The sequence below is a fragment of the Luteitalea sp. genome (genome assembly GCA_009377605.1).
In the GTDB taxonomy this organism is placed as follows: Bacteria; Acidobacteriota; Vicinamibacteria; order Vicinamibacterales; family Vicinamibacteraceae; genus WHTT01.
Window position 1 is genome coordinate 1 of record WHTT01000117.1, and the last position, 14734, is coordinate 14734.

The window sequence follows — 14734 nt, forward strand, 5'->3', positions numbered from 1 at the left end:
TAGGGGACATTTCTATTTCGCTCGCGAGGGGACATTATCACTTCGCTTCAACACGAAAAGGTGGATCGGGATCCAGGAATCAGGATTCGGGAATCAGGAAACGGGAATCGGGGAACGGGCTTGCCTAGCCGAAGCTCGCTGGAGGCGAGCGAAGGCTGGGACTATTCGAGAAATACCCGATGCGCCTCCGCGAGCTCGCGTGCAGCGGGTGTCACGATCGCGCGTTGCGCGAGGCGGATTTTGCGCCCAGTCTTCAAGGCGTCTCGCACGTCCTCTTCGCAGACGAAAGGAGCAGGGGCCTCTTCATCGCCAGGCAGGGAAGATTCCTCCCCGATTGGCGCTGCATCCTGCACGGCGTCGGTGGCCGCCGTGGCCGCCCGGGCAGATGTCGCCGGTCCGGCGGGTACGTTCGTGGTTGGCGCCGTGGGCGCCGGTTGAATGCCGCGTGACGCCAGAAAGGCGTCGATGCGTCCCGTGAGGGTTGCCGCATCCAGGCCGCGTTCGACTGCCGGCGGCGCCGGAAGGCGGGGCGCTGGCGCCACGCTTGGCGCAGCCGTTGCTTGCACCGGGCGCGAGCCGCTCGCGATATCTGGTCTCGCCGCGGCCGGCTGTGTCTCATACGCCAGCCGCTTGATGTTGAGGAGGTGCCGCGGAGAGATGTTGTCCGACGTGATGTTTCCTCCGAATCCGCCACACCCGAGCGTCATGGCGGGATCGAGCCCTGTCGTCAGTCCGATCGATCCGTGCGTCGTGGGCGTATTGACGACGATACGGTTGGCCGGTTTGTGGAGGCCAAACTGCAGGATCACATCGTCGTTACGGGAGTGAATTGCCATGGTGTGGCCCATCCCACCGTAGCGCAGAATCTCCTTGCAGCGTTCGCAGCCCTCACGCCAGTCCTTGACGATGTAGTAGGAAAGGACCGGGCAAAGCTTCTCGATTGACAACGGATGGTCGCGACCGACGCCTGCAAGCGGGGCGAGGAGCACTCTTGTGCCTGCGGGAACCGTCACACCGGCACGCTCAGCGATGAGCGCCGCCGACTTTCCGACCAGGGCAGGGTTGGGCAGGCGCTGCGACGTCACCAGCACCCGCGCCACGAGGTCAATCTCTGAAGGCGACAGGAAGTACCCACCCGTCGCCTGAAATCTCTGGCGCACGCGCGACTCGATCGACTCGTCGACAACGACAGAGTTCTCCGCAGAGCACAGGACGCCATTGTCGAACGTCTTGCCTGTGATGATGTCACCGACCGCCTTGTCGATGTCGGCGGTTTCCTCGATGTACGCCGGAGCGTTGCCCGGACCGACGCCGTAAGCCGGCTTGCCGGCGCTGTAGGCGGCGCGCACGAGCCCCATCCCGCCGGTTGCGAGAATGACGGCGACATCCCGGTGCTTCATCAGCTCCTGCGTACCCTCGATGGTGACCGTGCGCATCCAGCCAATCGCGCCGGCCGGAGCACCCGCCTGTCGCGCGGCGGCTTCCATCAGCTCCGCCGTCCGCGTGATGCAGCCGACCGCCGCCGGATGCGGGCTGAGGACGATCGCGCAGCGCGCTTTGAGCGCGATGAGTATCTTGTAGATGGCGGTCGAGGTCGGATTCGTGGATGGCACGACTGCCGCCACGACGCCGAACGGCTCGGCGATCTCGACGACCTTTACCGCCTCGAGCCGTCGGACGGCGCCAACAGTCGGCATGGGTCGAATGAAGGCATGAACACGCTGCGAAGCAAAGAGGTTCTTTTGGATCTTGTCCTCGACGACCCCGTACCCCGTCTCGTCGACCGCCAGGGCTGCGAGCTCCTGTGCGTGCGCCGTGGCAGCTTCTGCGGCACGGTCGACGATGGCGTCCACCTGTGGTTGTGAGAGCTCGGCGAGGGTGAGCTGAGCAGTCTTCGCCTGTCGGGCCAGCGCGCGCGCCTCGGCGACGGAGGCGAGGTCACGATCGGTTGATGCGGATGCGATGGCTTCGGCCATGGGCACGGGCTCAGACGCCTCGACAAGGCGTCTCCACCTCCATCATGGTAGGCGCGTTCGCCGAACGCGCCGTCAGAGCGACCCGGCAGGCGTCTCGGGGGGCTTCGGCAGGATTCTTTCGACTTCAGCGTGCGGCCGCGGGATGACGTGGACCGCCACGAGCTCGCCGACGCGCCGCGCAGCCGCAGCGCCCGCATCGGTCGCCGCTTTGACCGCCCCGACGTCGCCGCGAACGAGGACGGTTACGTAGCCCGCCCCGATATACTCTTTCCCCACGAGCACAACATTGGCCGCTTTGACCATCGCGTCGGCGGCCTCAATGGAGCCGACGAGACCTCGCGTTTCGATCATGCCGAGCGCTTCGAGAGACATGGGCACGGGGGAATGTAGCAGGAAAGGGCTAAAGGGTAAAGGGGGCACCGCCCGTGTTGCGCCAATGAAGAGGTCTACGCTACCATCACCGACCTGTTGGAGGCTGCCGCGGTCGCGAGTCGCTTCATGGCGGCGTGCGGTCATCGCAACAGGACTATGGTAGGGCGCGTTCGCGGAGCGCGCCCTAGGAGTAATTCACGTGAGGACATGGAGTGTGTGTCTGGGCCTGGCGCTGTTGGCGGCCGGCGCGTGCGCCGAGAAGGCGGAAACCGAGGTGCCCGTCGCAACGCCGACCTTCAGACCCAACAAGGCCCGGGTCGCGCTCGGGAGCCCGCTGGAGCTGACCTATCGGTTTGCAGTTGCAGAAGATCTCGAGCCCCTCGATCGCAACTACCGCATCTTCGTTCACTTCCTCGACTCGGATCGCGAGCTGATGTGGACCGACGATCACCAGCCGCCGAAGCCAACCAGTGAATGGAAGCCAGGGGAGCTCATCGAGTATCCGCGGACCATGTTCGTTCCGAATTACCCCTACCTGGGTCAGGCCACCGTCGTCATGGGGCTCTACGATCCCGAGGGTGAGACGCGCCTGGCGCTGAGCGGTGATGACAATGGGCAGCGAGGCTATCGTGTAGGCTCACTGGAGCTGTTGCCGCAGTCCGAGAACGTCTTCTTGCACTTTACGGAGGGGTGGCACAGGCCCGAGAGCGCTCCGGACAACATGGCGGTCGAGTGGTGGTGGACCGAGAAAGTCGCCACGATCTCGCTGCGGAACCCCAAGAGAGACGCGATCTTCTATCTGGATTTCGACGGCCGACCGGAGCTCGCCCCCGGGCAAACGGTCAGCGTGAAAATCGGTAACACGACGCTCGATACCTTCCCGGTGACGAGGGAGCAGGCCATCCGCAGCGTCCCGATCAAGGCGGCGCACTTCGGCGACGCCGAGCAGGTCGACATCACGCTCGACGTCAGCCAGACGTTCCAGCCGGCCCAGATCCCCGACAGCGAGTCCCAAGACCCGCGCGAGCTCGGTATTCGCGTCTACCACGCCTTTCTAGAGCCCAAAGGATAAGGGCAGGAATCCCGAATCCTGCTACACTCGAGTGGTATGTTTCGCCGAGTGTTCGGCACGGCGGGAACCGTTGCGACGATCCTGTGCTGGTCGGGCGTCGCCTCCGCGGAGCTCGTGTTTCTCACGTCGGGCCGCACGCTCTCGGTCAACACGTACCGTCTCGAGGGCGATCGTGCGATTCTCGAGCTGCGGAGCGGAGGTCAAGTCAGCTTTCCCGCTGCGCTCGTGGCGCGCGTCGCGCCGGACGAAGTGCCGTATCCGGCGCCGGAAGGCGCATCGTCGATCGACGCCGTGGCAACCTTGCCAACGAGCCAGGTGGAGCCACCGCTGCAGTACGTGCGGCTCGTGGAGGAGACCTCGCTCAGGCACGAGGTCGATCCAAAGCTCGTACACGCGGTGATTGCCGTGGAGTCTCGCTATCAACCGCGCGCGCGCTCCCAGAAGGGGGCGATGGGCCTGATGCAGCTCATGCCGGCCACGGCCCAGCAGTACGCGGTTGCGAACCCCTATGACCCTGCCGCCAACGTCGAGGCTGGTGTGCGGCACCTGCGCTCGCTCTTGGATCGATTCGACCTCAAGCTCGCGTTGGCTGCATACAACGCCGGCGAAGCGGCCGTCACGCGCTTCGGCGGCGTGCCGCCCTACCGAGAAACCCGCGATTACATCCAACGTGTGTTGGCGTTGGTGGGGCCCCTCACACGCTAGCGGCGCGTCGCCGCTCTCCCGCAGGCCGCGGTTCCGGCCGAATTTCCTGACCGAACGTCTGATTTTCGCCGGCCGACTTTCGCCGGCTTCGTCGCGCCCCTCGGGTATAATCACGCCGAATGGGCCGGTAATTGCCACAGCGGCAAGCGGTTGCGGCCATAGTCAATGGAATTTCGCTGCAGGCTAGCCACAGCGTCGGGCGAGGTGATCGAGGGGACGTATGTCGCCGAGAGCGAAGCGCGCCTACGCCACGACCTCGAGCAGAAGGGGATGCTCGTCCTGTCCGCGGCGCCGCGGGCAGGGTTGCGGATTGGCGGTGTTGGCGTACGGAGACGCCGCAAGATTCGCTCGTACGAGTTCCTCGTGTTCAATCAGGAGCTCGCGACACTGCTGAAGGCGGGCATGCCGCTCGTGCAATCGCTGGACATTCTGCGCCGCAACGTGCCCAACGCGACGTTCAAAGCGGTCTTGGACGATGTCCATGACCGTGTACGTTCGGGAACGCCGCTCTCCGAAGCGTTCGAGGCACACGGCGATCTATTCTCACCCATCTATACCGCCTCGCTACTGGCCGGTGAGCGCAGCGGAGGCCTGGAGCAGGTGCTGCGGCGCTACGTGACGTACGTCAAAGTGCTCGGCGCGATCAAGCGCAAGACGATGGCCGCGCTCGTCTATCCGGCTATCCTCCTCGTTCTCTCGTGCCTCGTCGTAGCGTTCATCATCGTGTGGGTCGTGCCGCAGTTCTCTGCCTTCTACGAGAGCTTCGACGCAGAGCTCCCTTTGATTACGCAGCTCATGGTCGGGCTATCCACGGTGATTCGAGAGCGCCTGCTCCTCTTGCTGGCGCTGTTCGCGCTGCTTGCGGTGCTCTTACGGCTGTGGTGGCGGCAAGAGGGGCAACGGTTGAGGTTCGACCGGGCGCTGCTCAGCGTGCCTGGCCTCGGCGATATCGTGAGGAAATTCGGCACGGCGCAGCTTGCACGGACGCTCGGCACCTTGATCGGCGGCGGCATCCCGTTGGTCTCGGCGCTCGACACGGCGGCGCGCGCCATTGGCAACCGCTACATTTCCGCCGAGACGGCGACGCTGGCCCATCAGGTGCGGGAGGGGCAGCCGCTGGCGGCGGCGATGGAGACGCGCGGCCTGTTTCCGGACGTGGCGGTGAAGATGGTCGAGGTGGGGGAGGCGACCGGCGCGCTGCAGGACATGCTGCACGCCCTCGCGGACTTCTATGATGAGGAAATCGAGGCCCGCCTCGGGCGGTTCGTGACGCTCGTGGAGCCGGCGCTGCTCATCATCATGGGCGCCGTCATCGCGACACTGTTGCTGGCGCTCTATTTCCCGATCTTCCAGCTCGGCGAGGTGATGTCATAGAGGGATGTCATGAGAATACGTAGCGCGCTACCACAGGCAAGAGGATCATAGTGGCGTCAGACATCAATCAAACATCCAGCTCGTCAACCGCGGAGTCGACCGCGATTGCGGCGCCAGAGGTTCACACGGCGCCGACACCGGCCCAGCTTCGCGCCGAAACGGCGGAAGCCCGTCGGTTGGCGGAGCGCTATCGCTTGGACTTCGTGGACGTCGATCAGCTGCACGTCGACAGTACGCTGTTTCGGTCCATCCCGGCAGATCTGATGCTCCGCTACGGCTTCGTCCCGTACGGCCGCGACGGAGAGGCCCTGGTGGTGGTGGTCTCTGATCCCACAGACCTGCCGATGATCGACGAGCTCGCGCTGTTGCTCGGGACCAAGGTCAAGGTGAAGGTCGGCGCACCGTCCGCCATCCAGGCCGTGCTGAAGAAGAGCGAGAGCTCGCAGCGCGTGCTCGAGGAGGCGACGGAAAGCTTCCAGCTCCAGCTCCTCAAGGAGGATGACAACGGCGAAGAGACGCTTTCGGTCGAGCGGCTGACGAGCGATATCAGCCCGGTCATCCGGCTCGTCGACTCGACAATCTATTCGGCCATCCAGCGTCGCGCGAGCGACATCCACGTGGAGACGCAGGACAGCGCGGTGCACGTGAAGTACCGAATCGACGGTGTGCTGCAGCCGGCGATGCGCCCAATCGATCGGCGGTTTGCCGGGCCGATTATCTCGCGCATCAAAGTGATGGCCGAGCTCGACATCGCCGAGAAGCGCGTGCCGCAGGACGGCCGGTTCAAGCTGAAGCTGAAGGGGAAGACCATCGACTTCCGCGTCTCGATCATGCCGAGCGCACACGGCGAGGACGCGGTCATCCGGATCCTGGACAAGGAGTCGATTAGCGAGCAGTTCAAGGAGCTGCGGCTCGACATCCTCGGCTTCCCCGAGCCGGAGCTCACGCGCGTGCGCAAGTACATCCGTGAGCCCTACGGCATGGTGCTGGTCACCGGTCCGACTGGCAGCGGCAAGACGACCACGCTGTATGCGGCGCTCTCCGAGATCAAATCGATCGAGGACAAGATCGTGACGATCGAGGATCCGGTCGAGTACCAGCTGCGGGGGATCACGCAGATTCCCATCAACGAGAAGAAAGGTCTGACGTTCGCACGAGGCCTCAGGTCGATCCTCCGGCACGACCCAGACAAGATCATGGTGGGGGAGATTCGGGATCCGGAGACGGCGCAGATTGCGATCCAGTCGGCGCTGACGGGTCACCTGGTCTTCACGACGGTGCACGCCAACAACGTCATCGACGTGCTCGGCCGGTTCCTGAACATGGGCGTGGAGCCGTACCAGTTCGTGTCGGCGCTCAACTGCGTGCTGGCCCAGCGGCTCGTGCGGTTGATTTGTGCCGACTGCAAGCGGCCGGCGACCATTCCGCAGGAGATGCTGGTCGAGTCTGGGCTCGATCCGCGCCTCGGCGAGACACACACGTTCTACGAAGGCGCGGGATGCATCGAGTGCGGGGGCACCGGCTACAAGGGACGCTCCGCCCTCTGCGAGCTGCTCGACGTCACGGACCGGATTCGTGACATGATTCTCGCGCGGCGTCCAAACTCGGAGGTCAAGCACGCGGCACACGAAGAGGGCATGCGCTTCCTGCGTGAGTCCGCCGTGGAGCGCGTGCTGGAGGGGCACACCACGCTCCGCGAGATCAACAAGGTGACGTTTGTCAATTAGTCCTTGGTCCTTAGTTCTTGGTTCTTAGTGCGCCTAGTACGCTTCGGAGCTTCGATACGCCAAAGCGCACCAAGGACCAAGGACCAAGGACCAAGCACCAAGGACCAAGCTATGCGCTTACCCCGATGGCTCGCTGCTCCGCCGCCCTCCGTGGGGCTCGAGATCGCCGAGGACCGCGTGACGGCGGTCTCGTTGTCTCGGACGGACAGCAACGCCATGATCACGGCGCATGCGGTGGTGCGGCTCGATGATGGCCTCGTGCGGCCGGCGCTGTCGACGTCCAACATCGAGAACGGCGACCCGGTGGCGCGTGCAATCGGCGAAGCGTTGGCCGCCGTCGGCCGCCCGCGACGGGTGGCGCTCGTCGTCCCGGACGCCGCCGCCAAGGTGTCGCTGCTCAGACTGGAGCAGGTCCCGTCGGCGGCCTCCGATTTGGATCAGCTCGTGCGCTGGCAGATGAAGAAGAGCGCGCCGTTCCCCATCGAAGAGGCCCAGGTGAGCATCACCCGTGGCATCTCCCCGCTCGAAGGGGGCGCGGAGTTCATCGTCACGTTGATTCGCCGGGACATCGCGTTGGAGTACGAGACCGTCTGCCGGCAGGCAGGCGCCCACGCGGGCATCGTCGATCTCGCGACCTTCAACCTGGTGAATCTGGTGCTGCTCGGCGAGCGCTCCGACGGGGCGGCAGGCGAGGCGATGTCCGATGCGCCGCTCGCGCCCGCAGCGGCAGTCGTCGGCGCGCGCGATTGGATGTTGGTCAATATGAGCTCCAGCTCGACGTCGATTGCCATCGTGCGGGGCGCCGACTTGATCTTCTTCCGTAACCGCGCGACCGAGCAGGGGGGCGATCTCGCCGATCAGGTGCACCAAGCGGGTATGTACTATGAGGACCGTCTGGGTGGTGAAGGGCTCGCACGCGTGCTCTTGACGGGCGCCGTTGGTCGGGAGCGGCTGTTGGGCGCGCTTCGTGATCTGGGGAGCCGGCTGGAGCGCCCCGTCGAGCCGCTCGACGTGCGCAAGGCGGCGAGCGTCGCGGACCGCATCAGCCTCGCCCCGGAGCTCGTGGGTGCACTGGCGGCGCCGGTGGGGCTGGTGCTGCGCGAGGCCGCGTGATGCTGCGAACGAATCTCGCCACACGTCCTTTCTACAACGAGCGCGCGCTGTACATCGCGCTCGCCGCATTGGCCGTCCTTGCGATCGGCTTGGCGCTGTTCGGATTGGTGCGCGTGCTCTCGTTGTCGCAGCGCCAGGCGGAGCTTGGGGCCCGGATTCAGCGTGACGAGGCAGAGGCGGCTCGGCTGCTGGAGTCCGCTGGGCGCGTCCGCGGTGGCATCGACCAAGGCGAGCTGAACGCGGTGATTGCTGCGGCACGTGACGCCAACACCGTCATCGCGCGACGGACCTTCTCCTGGACCGAGCTGTTCAACAGGATCGAGGCGACGCTTCCTCCGGACGTCATGTTGACCTCGGTCCGACCGAACTTCGACAAGGGGGAAACCTACGTTGCGATGACCATCGTTGGGCGCAGCGTGGAAAACGTCGGTCGCTTCATGGAGCAGCTCGAGGCGGAGGGAGCGTTCGAAAACGTGCGTCTCGACGAGGAGAAGCGCGGCGAGGATGGCATGTTCCTCGTGACGCTGAGAGGGCGGTATCGGGGAGATCAGGAATCAGGAAAGGGGAATCAGGAAACGGGAAACGGGAAGGGGGAAGCGGCCCTTCGACTCGCTCCGCTCGCTCAGGGCATTCGACTCGCCTCACGGCTTGCCATGAGCGAGCCTGACGGCTCGTCGAAGGCGGGCCGTCAGGCGAGTCGAATGGTGGGGGTCCGGCGATGACGATACCGCCTCTCGCGAGACGGATCTTCGAGGAGCACCGGCGGTTCATCCTGCCACTGGCCATCCTGCTGGCGGTTGATCTCCTCCTCCTCGTGCTGGTGCTTTTCCCGTTGGCCTCGCGGGTCCGCGCCGCAGAAGCGCGCGCGGTCGAGGCGAGCTCGCGTGTGGCGGCCGCTCGCGCGCAAGAGCGGTTGGCCAAGAACACGCTGGCGGGCAAGACACGCGCTGCCGAAGAGCTCGAGCGTTTCTACACCAAGGTGTTGCCAGCCGACGGCAGCGAGGCGCGGCGCATCACGTACCTGCGGCTTGCGGCGATGGCGAGCGAATCAAACCTGCGCCCCGACCGGCGGTCCTTCTCGCAGGAGGACGAGCGCCGCGGCAGTCTCGAGCAGCTCGATCTGACAATCGTCGTGGAGGGCGACTACCAGAACATTCGGCGCTTCATCTATGCGCTCGAGACGGCGCCTGAATTCGTCGTGATTCGCGATGTGGCATTGTCGCAACGAGACGAGCCCTCTGCGTCGCTGGCCGTGACACTTGCGCTGTCGACCTTCTACCAGACACGTCATGGCACCTGATCGACAGCAGCGTCAGAAACAACTCCTCGCGGGTCTGCTCGTCGTGTTGGCGCTGGTCGCGCTGTGGCAATGGTGGCATTGGGACTCACCAGATGAGACAGGCATCGTTGGATCGCCGGCGCCGCTTCCCGCCGCGGCGCGTGGCACGAGCCAGGCAGCTAGCGCAGCGTTCGAGGGGGACGTCAACCTGAAGGCGCTCGAGCAGCCGCGACCGGCGCCAACGTCGGGCGGTCGGAACCCGTTTCAGTTCGAGGCGCAAGCGCCGCCGCCGGCAGCGACGGCACCGCAAGTTGCACAGAAGCCGGCCGCGCCGCAAGCCCCCAAAGGACCGCCGCCGATCCCGCTGAAGTTCATCGGCACGCTGTTCAAGGAAGAGTGGCCCGGCAAGGTCGCCGTCCTCAGCGACGGGACGAGCATCTTTCATGGCAAACAGGGCGAGATCATCGACGGCCGCTTCCGCATCGTGCAGATAGGGGAGGAGTCGATGCAGCTCGAATACGTCAATGGTCAGGGCCGGCAGGTGATTCGGCTATCGGGAAAGTAGATAGGGTGCCTCGATGAGTGGGTGGCAAAGTGACAGGGTGACGGGAGGAAGGCGTTGAGACGTCGCGTGCGAGGAGCGGTAGCGCTGGCCCTGATGGCAGCCGTGTTGGCAGGCTGTGCGGTGCGCTCGTACAAGCGCGGAGAGGAGGCGGCGCGGGCGGGCGACTGGGATGCGGCAGTCACCTACTACCGCCAGGCGCTGCAAGAACACCCGGATCGGAGCGAGTATCGCATTGCGCTCGAGCGCGCGATGCTCGAGGCGGCAGCGGTGCATCGGAGCAAGGCGCAGGTGCTCGACCGTGAGGGCGACATTGCCGCAGCGCTGCCCGCGTACCGGCGGATCCTCGACTACGATCCTGGCGACCGCGACTCCATGAGGCGCGCGGCGGAGATCGAGCGAACGCTGCGCGACCAAGCCGAAGCCGAACGTCCTCGGCCGAGGATCGATGCCATGCGTGAGGAGGCGCGGCGCAAGACGCAAACGCCCCTTCTCAGCCCCGCCTCGAAGACGCCGCTCGACCTGTCGTTCACTGAGTCTTCGGTCCGCGAGGTGCTGTCGACGATTGCCAGCACAACCGGCATCAACATCATTTACGAATCAACGGCGACGAAGCAGCTCGAGCAGACCATCACGATCGACTTGGTGGACGTGACCGTGGAGGAAGCGCTCGACCAAGTGCTGACGATGAACGTCCTTTGGTACAAGGTCATGAACCCGCGCACCATCATGGTGATTCCTGACAATGTGCAGAAGCGCATGCAGTACGAGGCACAGGTGATCAGGACCTTCTATCTGTCGCACTCGGACGCCGCGGAAATGGCGCAGGTCGTGAAACAAATGATTGGCATTCCGGGTGTGGCGCCGCCGCCCGCAATCGTTGGCAACAAGACGCAGAACTCGTTGACGGTGCGTGCGAGCGATCGCGTCATTGGCATCGTGGAACAGATCGTGACGCGCAACGACCGGCCGCCCGCTGAGATCACCGTGGACGTCGAGATTCTCGAGGTGAGTCGTCGGCGAGCCAAGCAGATTGGCGTGAACTTGGATCAGTATCGTGTCGGCACGATCTTTTCGCCCGAGCAGGCGCCGGGGAGTGGCGACGACGGCGCGGCAGCTCCTCCATTCAACTTGAATACGATCACGCGCGGAGTCAGCCCGGCTGACTTCTACTTGAGTGTTCCTCAGGCCGTGGTCAACTTCCTCGAGTCCGACTCGCGCAGCAGAACCCTGGCGAAGCCACAGCTCCGTGGTATGGAAGGTCAGGAGCTCGTCCTGAACCTCGGCGATCAGATCCCGATTCCGAGCACGACGTTCTCCGGCGTTGCTGGCGGAGGTGCGCAGTTCGTGCCGTTTACGTCATTCCAATATCAACCAGTTGGCGTCAACGTCACCATGACGCCGCGCGTGACCTACGATGACGAGATCCTCTTGGAGCTCGTGGTGGAGAACAGCTCGCTTGGCGAGAACGTGGATATCGGTGGGCAGAGCCTCCCCAGAATCGTCTCGCGCCGAGCCGAGACTTTCCTGCGTCTGCGCGAAGGGGAAGCACACTTGCTCGCGGGGCTCGTTCAGGAAAGAGCCACGCGAGCGTTGACGGGGCTGCCGGGTCTGATCCGCATACCTGCGATACAGCGCCTGTTCGGCTACACCGATGATCTGAACGACGAGAGCGATGTCATCATGCTCATCACGCCTCGGATCGTCCGCACGCACGAACTGTCGCAGGACGACCTCGATCCCATCCACATTGGCTCGCAAAATCGGCTTGGCCTGAGCGGACCGCCGCCGCTGATTGCTCCGCCGCCCGAGGCCGAAGAGGAGCAGCAGCCGCAGGTGCCGGGAGGCGTCCCGCCGGAGCCAGGCGCCGCCGCTACCGAACAGCCGGCGCCAGGCGAAGGGACGGCCGAGACACCGCAGCCCGCTCAAACGCCGCCTGGGGAAGCGCTCCCTGTTGAAGGGCAGGAGCAACAACAGCAGCCGACACCGCCAAGTGCTGCGCGCGTCACCGTGACGGTGCCTGGGTCTGAGCTGGCAATGGGCGGCGGACCGTACACGGCGCCGATCTCGGTTGTTGGTGGCTCACGCGTGTCGACGATGAGCCTGACGATCACGTTCGACCCGAGCGTGCTGAGCGTGCGCACGGTGCAGCAGGGCACGTACATGAACCAGGGGGGCGTCCAACCAACGTTCACCCAGCGTGTCGATCCCAAGGCCGGCCGGATCGACATTACCGTCACCCGCCCCAGCGACAAGCTCGGCGCGTCCGGAACGGGGCTGCTCGGGGCGGTGCTCTTCGACCCTGTGGCGGCCGGCAGCACACAGATCGCGCCGAGCGGCGTGGCGACCGCGCCCGATGGCTCGCCCGTGTCGCTGCAGCTTGACCCGGCGTCGGTGACCGTTAAGTGAGGGATCTAGGGATCTAGGGATCTAGGGATCTAGGGGTAGAGGGAAGAGCATCGGATGTGGGTTACTTGCGCCGCGGCTTGGCTCGGCCTTCCCCCCTTGATCCCTTGATCCCTTGATCCCTTAGCTGAGCGAGCGGAGCGAGCGAAGCTGCTATGAAGCGTTTCCGACTGCGTGGCGGCGAACAGGGCTACACGTTCGTCGAGCTGCTCGTCGTAGCGCTCATCCTAATGGTCCTGGCGTCGGTTGCACTGCCGCTCACGCGCGTGGTGGTCAAGCGGCAGAAGGAAGTCGAGCTACGCCGGGCGCTGCGCGAGATGCGCACGGCCGTCGACCGCTACAAAGACGCCGCAGACATGGGGCTCGTTGCGTCGACAGAATTGGAGCCGGACGACGAGGGGTATCCGAAAACGCTCGAGATCCTCGTCGAAGGCGTCAGAGCGGCAGGAGCGAACCCGGATCGCAGGCTGAAGTTCTTGCGGCGCATTCCATTCGATCCCATGATCGGGACACAGGAATGGGGGTTACGCTCGTATCAGGATGATGCAAAGTCCAAGAGTTGGGGCGGCGAAAATGTCTTCGACGTTTTCACCACGAGTCAAGGCACGGCGCTCGATGGTTCGAAGTACCGCGAGTGGTAGCGAAAACGGGGACTGCCCTCGTTTTGCGGCCATCGAAGCGAGAGCAAAACGAGGGCTGTCCCCGTTTTCGCGGGACTCCGCCACAGGGTGGACGCTCGTCGAGCTGGTCATCGTCATCTCGATTATCGTCATCCTTGCGGGGCTCGCCATGGTGCAGTACCGCAACGCCGTCACGCTTGCTCAGGAAGCGGCGCTCAAGGAAGACCTCTTTCGCATGCGCGATGCCATCGACCAATATTACGCGGACAAGAACAAGGACCCTGCCAGCTTGCAAGACTTGGTCTCCGAACGCTATCTTCGCTCGATTCCCGATGATCCGTTTACCCGCTCGAACACCACGTGGCAGGAGATCCAAGGCGAGCCTGATCCCGATGACTTCGCTGCTGAACCAGGCATTGTGGACGTGAAGAGCGGGGCCGACAAAGTCGGATCCGATGGCCGTCCCTACACCGAGTGGTAGGGGGAAAAGACGCCTGTCATCTTCCCCTCTCGTTTCATCACTGTCACATCACGTTTCTCTTTTCGCATGAGGTGTTCATCCGTCCTCCGCGGTGATAACATGTCGTGGATCTTTCCTGGGCCTGCAGTCGCCAGGCACTTGTCGGCACGTCCTTTGCGAGGAGTTGAAGGTATGCCTCTGCATCCGAAGCTGCAAACGGAGGAAGGCCGCGACACAATGAAACTCAGCGGAAAGCCGATGCGTGCGCGCACGGTCGGCGCGATGAGGCCGGAAGAGGACTTGATCGTGCGCATGAAGAACGAGTTCCTCGAAATGCCCGGCCTCAAACTAACTTGCCGTCAGGCTCAACGCTTGTTCGGGCTGGATTCGGAGACCTGTACGCGGCTGCTCGGCCGGCTCGTAGAGCTCCGATTCCTCCTCAAGCGACCTGATGGGACGTATTTGCTCGCGCAGTGACGTGTCCAGCAGTGGAACACGTCATGTCGTGAAACCAAACACAAGAGACATTACTCGGTGAACGCAAAAGGGTCGCGCCAGAGCGCGACCCTTTTGCATTTTACCCAAGTGCCGAGGTGGGTAGGGACGCCTCGCCGAGGCGTCCTGTGCCCACACGCTCTTTACCCTTCCTCCTCCGGTTCTACAGCCGTAATCGTCAGGATTCGTTCCACGTGCTCGCCAGCGGTGTCGGTTGCCGTGATGCGAACCGTGTAGGTGCCGGGTGTCCTGTATTGGTGTGTGATTGTCGTGGTGCCGTTCAGTGCACCAAGGGACTGGCTGCCGCCGTCGCCGAAGCTAATGGACGCTTCGCGCACGGGGCTGCCGTTCTGTTGCGCCTCTACTGTGATGGTGAATGTCACCACGTCGTCGGTTTCAACGACACCGCCTGCGGGCGCGACTGTGACCGAGACCTGTGGCAAGTCGTTCACGGCGAGCGTCTCGGTGGCAGTAGCGGTACCCACGGTTGCCGTGATCTCCGACTCGCGCGTCGTCGTAATGGTCGTGCGCGCCTCGCCGTTCTGATTGGTCACGACGCCCGCGTCGCGAAGC

15 protein-coding genes are annotated in these 14734 nt (G+C 64.3%); 12 read left to right on the forward strand and 3 right to left on the reverse strand.

Going from position 1 to position 14734, the window contains the following annotated elements; genetic code table 11:
- Positions 1-161 precede the first annotated feature (161 nt).
- Together GEV06_25335 and GEV06_25340 are read right to left on the reverse strand one after the other, a co-directional pair.
- Positions 162-1976 (reverse strand): aldehyde dehydrogenase family protein, encoded by a 1815-nt coding sequence (locus tag GEV06_25335; GenBank protein ID MPZ21192.1) that lies wholly within the window; start codon positions 1974-1976, stop codon positions 162-164.
- Positions 1977-2048: 72 nt separating this feature from the next.
- Entirely contained in the window at positions 2049-2348 is a 300-nt protein-coding gene (locus GEV06_25340) for a BMC domain-containing protein (GenBank protein ID MPZ21193.1), read from the reverse strand.
- A 199-nt stretch (positions 2349-2547) separates the two neighbouring features.
- On the opposite strand from GEV06_25340, the gene GEV06_25345 reads away from it, so the two are divergent.
- The 12 genes from GEV06_25345 (at position 2548) to GEV06_25400 (ending at position 14143) form a co-directional block, all read left to right on the forward strand.
- Positions 2548-3420 carry a hypothetical protein gene (locus GEV06_25345; GenBank protein ID MPZ21194.1) on the forward strand — a complete coding sequence of 291 codons (873 nt, stop codon included), beginning with the start codon at positions 2548-2550 and terminating at the stop codon, positions 3418-3420.
- Positions 3421-3456: 36 nt separating this feature from the next.
- Positions 3457-4125 carry a transglycosylase SLT domain-containing protein gene (locus GEV06_25350; protein MPZ21195.1) on the forward strand — a complete coding sequence of 223 codons (669 nt, stop codon included), beginning with the start codon at positions 3457-3459 and terminating at the stop codon, positions 4123-4125.
- A gap of 165 nt (positions 4126-4290) precedes the next feature.
- Positions 4291-5499, forward strand: a complete 1209-nt coding sequence (locus GEV06_25355; protein MPZ21196.1) for a type II secretion system F family protein — start codon at positions 4291-4293, stop codon at positions 5497-5499.
- Between the two features lie 104 nt (positions 5500-5603).
- On the forward strand, positions 5604-7226 hold the full coding sequence (locus GEV06_25360; GenBank protein MPZ21197.1) for a pilus assembly protein PilB: 1623 nt from the start codon (positions 5604-5606) through the stop codon (positions 7224-7226).
- A gap of 111 nt (positions 7227-7337) precedes the next feature.
- Positions 7338-8339 (forward strand): hypothetical protein, encoded by a 1002-nt coding sequence (locus tag GEV06_25365; protein ID MPZ21198.1) that lies wholly within the window; start codon positions 7338-7340, stop codon positions 8337-8339.
- The gene (locus GEV06_25370) at positions 8339-9061 is read left to right on the forward strand and encodes a hypothetical protein (protein ID MPZ21199.1); all 723 of its coding nucleotides are present in this window, start codon (positions 8339-8341) and stop codon (positions 9059-9061) included. The genes GEV06_25365 and GEV06_25370 overlap by 1 nt, the downstream gene beginning before the upstream one ends.
- Positions 9058-9639 (forward strand): hypothetical protein, encoded by a 582-nt coding sequence (locus GEV06_25375; GenBank protein MPZ21200.1) that lies wholly within the window; start codon positions 9058-9060, stop codon positions 9637-9639. The genes GEV06_25370 and GEV06_25375 overlap by 4 nt, the downstream gene beginning before the upstream one ends.
- Complete coding sequence (locus GEV06_25380) at positions 9629-10183, forward strand: hypothetical protein (GenBank protein MPZ21201.1); 555 nt, start codon at positions 9629-9631, stop codon at positions 10181-10183. The genes GEV06_25375 and GEV06_25380 overlap by 11 nt, the downstream gene beginning before the upstream one ends.
- 66 nt (positions 10184-10249) lie before the next feature.
- The gene (locus tag GEV06_25385) at positions 10250-12589 is read left to right on the forward strand and encodes a hypothetical protein (protein MPZ21202.1); all 2340 of its coding nucleotides are present in this window, start codon (positions 10250-10252) and stop codon (positions 12587-12589) included.
- Positions 12590-12741: 152 nt separating this feature from the next.
- On the forward strand, positions 12742-13227 hold the full coding sequence (locus tag GEV06_25390; protein ID MPZ21203.1) for a general secretion pathway protein GspG: 486 nt from the start codon (positions 12742-12744) through the stop codon (positions 13225-13227).
- Between the two features lie 55 nt (positions 13228-13282).
- Entirely contained in the window at positions 13283-13687 is a 405-nt protein-coding gene (locus GEV06_25395) for a hypothetical protein (GenBank protein MPZ21204.1), read from the forward strand.
- A gap of 171 nt (positions 13688-13858) precedes the next feature.
- On the forward strand, positions 13859-14143 hold the full coding sequence (locus tag GEV06_25400) for a hypothetical protein (GenBank protein ID MPZ21205.1): 285 nt from the start codon (positions 13859-13861) through the stop codon (positions 14141-14143).
- Between the two features lie 161 nt (positions 14144-14304).
- Here GEV06_25400 and GEV06_25405 read toward each other — a convergent pair whose 3' ends face one another.
- Entirely contained in the window at positions 14305-14715 is a 411-nt protein-coding gene (locus GEV06_25405) for a PKD domain-containing protein (protein ID MPZ21206.1), read from the reverse strand.
- Between the last annotated feature and the right edge of the window lie 19 nt (positions 14716-14734).

Coding starts and splice junctions, on each gene's coding strand:
- GEV06_25375 (MPZ21200.1), top strand. CDS start 9,058: ATGACGATACCGCCTCTCGCGAGACGGATCTTCGAGGAGCACCGGCGG.
- GEV06_25350 (MPZ21195.1), top strand. CDS start 3,457: ATGTTTCGCCGAGTGTTCGGCACGGCGGGAACCGTTGCGACGATCCTG.
- GEV06_25365 (MPZ21198.1), top strand. CDS start 7,338: ATGCGCTTACCCCGATGGCTCGCTGCTCCGCCGCCCTCCGTGGGGCTC.
- GEV06_25380 (MPZ21201.1), top strand. CDS start 9,629: ATGGCACCTGATCGACAGCAGCGTCAGAAACAACTCCTCGCGGGTCTG.
- GEV06_25390 (MPZ21203.1), top strand. CDS start 12,742: ATGAAGCGTTTCCGACTGCGTGGCGGCGAACAGGGCTACACGTTCGTC.
- GEV06_25355 (MPZ21196.1), top strand. CDS start 4,291: ATGGAATTTCGCTGCAGGCTAGCCACAGCGTCGGGCGAGGTGATCGAG.
- GEV06_25400 (MPZ21205.1), top strand. CDS start 13,859: ATGCCTCTGCATCCGAAGCTGCAAACGGAGGAAGGCCGCGACACAATG.
- GEV06_25335 (MPZ21192.1), bottom strand. CDS start 1,976: ATGGCCGAAGCCATCGCATCCGCATCAACCGATCGTGACCTCGCCTCC.
- GEV06_25370 (MPZ21199.1), top strand. CDS start 8,339: ATGCTGCGAACGAATCTCGCCACACGTCCTTTCTACAACGAGCGCGCG.
- GEV06_25340 (MPZ21193.1), bottom strand. CDS start 2,348: ATGTCTCTCGAAGCGCTCGGCATGATCGAAACGCGAGGTCTCGTCGGC.